3 protein-coding genes are annotated in these 2,972 nt (G+C 65.1%); all 3 read left to right on the forward strand.

Translation table 11 applies throughout. The features are described 5' to 3' along the window. Window positions 1-649 (forward strand): hypothetical protein (locus AHiyo1_RS00225; RefSeq protein WP_216363109.1); only part of this gene is annotated, 649 nt, incomplete at its 5' end. 74 nt (window positions 650-723) lie between these two features. Continuing rightward, window positions 724-1,758, forward strand: coding sequence for a hypothetical protein (locus AHiyo1_RS00230; RefSeq protein WP_340639262.1), 1,035 nt, complete (start codon window positions 724-726; stop codon window positions 1,756-1,758). Between the two features lie 128 nt (window positions 1,759-1,886). Next, the coding region (locus AHiyo1_RS00235) for an MFS transporter (RefSeq protein WP_059387223.1) at window positions 1,887-2,972 on the forward strand (1,086 nt) is incomplete at its 3' end.

The following is a 2,972-nucleotide window of genomic DNA, read 5'->3' on the forward strand; positions in this document are numbered from 1 at the left end:
CCAGGCTGCCGCCGTACCCCAAGCGGACGCTGTACCCCAAACCGACCAGGGCGGCTCCGTCGAGGTGCTCGACACCACCGCGGCCATCACCGACCCCAACTGGTTCCGCCAGGCCTACGCCGAGGGCTTCCGTCTCTACGTGATGCACTCCACCGTCTGGGGCACGTGCACTCCGTGGCAGCAGACCCAGGCCCAATTGAAGATGGCGCTCGACGCCGGCCTCAAGATCGCGGTCTACACGCGTGACGCGTCGTGCTGGTCGAACGGGATCAAAGCGGCCGGTCCGTACATGTCGCAATTGCAGTTCTTCGCCCTGGACATCGAACCCGGTGGATCCCTGGTGACGCGGGCCATGGTGGATGGTGTGCGGAGCCTCGGCGTTCGGCCCGTGATCTACAGCGGCAGCGGCATGTGGCCCGGGCTGATGGGCAACAGCACCGCATTTGCTGACGTGCCCCTGTGGGATACCGACACGAGCAATCTCAACTACGCCAGCTGGGCTCCCAACTATCTGGCACCGAACCCCGTGCAGTACGGCGGCTGGAACACGGCCGGCACCATGCGCGTGGGAATCCAGCAGAAGTTCGAACATACCCTGAACGGCATCAACGTGGACCTGAACTCGTTCAACGCCAGCTTCCTGAAGTAGTCGCTGCGCTTCGTGCCCTGCGCTGCGCTAAATTCCTGACGCAGACGGAATTCCGGGGGCGCAGGGAAAAGACCGTGTCGGAGAGCACTGGAGTTGTCCACATGGGGGAATTCGGTGCTGTCGCGGGCCCCGATCCCCGTGGCAGGTTCTTAGGCATGACCCGCTTGCCACGCCTGATACTCAGCCGAGGTCACCTTTTTCACGGAACGACCCTCAAGGAACTCGCCCGCAGCGCCAAAACGGGTGCCTTGCATCGCGTCCGCCAAGGCGTGTACGTCGACGGCGCCGCGTGGGCAGCGCTGAAACCGTGGGAACAATACCGTGTCCAGATCGGCGCTGCGGCCGAAACCTCCAGAGCGCGGACCATTTTCGCCAGGCACTCGGCGGCGTCAGTATGGGGGATCCCCACCATCGGCCTGCATCATCCGGTGCAGGCCGTGACCCTGAGGAACGACGGCGGCCGCTCGCGGGCCGGGATAACCCGCCACTACGCGGACCCCTCCGGCCTCAAGGTATGTCGCCGCGAGGGACTCCTGGTGACTGACAGGGTTCGCACCGTACTGGATCTGGCAGCTTTCACCCCGTTCGTCGAAGCGATCGCTCCCTTGGATCACGTGCTCAAAGCCGACCGGAAACGGGGATTGCCTGCCATCACGAAAGAGGCACTTCTGGCAGGAGCGGACGGAATTTACACGGCGGCGGCCATCCGGAGAATCCAAACGGCGGTCGAATTCGCAGATCCCCTGTCCGGATCCGCGGGGGAATCCTACAGCCGCGCCTTGATGCATGTCGGCGGCTTTGAGGCCCCGGTTCTTCAACGCGAATTCCGCGACGAAGCGGGCCTGGTGGGCTTTTCGGACTTCTATTGGAAGGGTGTGCGGGTGGCCGGGGAGTTTGACGGCATCGACAAGTACCTGAAACCGGAATTCCTCAAGGGACGGACCCCCGCTCAAGCCGTCGTGGAGGAGAAGCTGCGCGAGGACCGGATCCGTGCCACGGGGTGCGGCGTAGTCCGTTGGGTGTGGGCGGAACTCATGGCGCCCGGCGTGTTAGAACGGAAGCTGGCAGCGGCAGGCGTGCCCCGGCGTCGTCCGCGCGGAGGCTTTTGACGCTGCGCGGAATGCCTGGCGCAGCGCTAAATGCCTGACGCTACGCGGATTGCCTGGCGCTGCCGGAATTCCGTGCGCGACAGGTATTTGGCGCGTCGCAAATGGAGTGGCGGCCTAGGATGAAAGGGATGACGACAACCAGCACCGTTCAACCCTTCAATCTCCGCAGCATCGCGTTGCCCGCCTTTGGGCCCGCCCTGCTGTTCTGTATCGGCGAAGGCGCAGTGCTTCCGGTGGTGGCCTTGTCCGCCCGAGACCTTGGTGCGTCCGTGGCTGTTTCCGCGTTGGTGGTCACCTTGATCGGGCTGGGATCATGGTTCTTCAACCTGCCCGCCTCGCTGATCACCATCAAATTCGGCGAACGATGGGCCATCGTGGCCGCAGGCGCAGCCGGAGCGTTGGCCTTGTTGGCCGCAGGATTCGCGCCGCTCCTTGCGCACAACGGAATCTGGCTGCTCGCCGCGGCGATGACCGTCGTCGGGATGTCCACGAGCGTCTTCAACCTCGCGCGCCAGAAGTACCTCACGGAAGCCGTCCCCGTGATTTACCGGGCCCGCGCGCTCTCGACGTTGGGCGGAGTGACCCGGATCGGCGTGTTCATCGGCCCGTTCGTCGGTGCGGCCGTGATGCAGTTCGCCGGCATCAGCGGGGCGTATTGGGTTGGCGTGGTGGGCATGGCGGCCGCCGCGGTGTTGTCCCTCACCATCCCGGATCTCGTCTTGCCGGACGACGTCGACGGCGGCCGCAAGGGTCCGGAGCCTACCCTCCGTGGCGTTGCGGTTTCCCATGCGGGCGTGTTCCTCACGATCGGGACCGGGATCCTGCTGCTCAGCGCCCTGCGGGCCTCACGCCAAGTTGTCATCCCGTTGTGGGCGGACCACCTGGGATTGGACGCGACACACGCGTCTCTGATCTACGGCTTGTCCGGCGCGATCGACATGCTGGTGTTCTATCCGGCCGGCAAGCTCATGGACCGCAAGGGGCGCATGTGGGTCGCGGTGCCGTCCACCCTCATCATGGGCGCGGCGTTGTTCCTGATGCCGTCCTCCGCCGAGTTCGTGGGGCTCCTGCTGGCCTCGCTCCTGATCGGCTTCGGCAACGGCATCAGCTCGGGACTCATCATGACTCTCGGCGCCGACTTTTCCCCGGAGAAGGGCCGCGGGCAATTCCTCGGCCTGTGGAGGTTCATTTCCGACGCCGGTGCCACGGGCGGG

The organism is Arthrobacter sp. Hiyo1 (assembly GCF_001263615.2).
Taxonomy (GTDB): domain Bacteria; phylum Actinomycetota; class Actinomycetes; order Actinomycetales; family Micrococcaceae; genus Arthrobacter.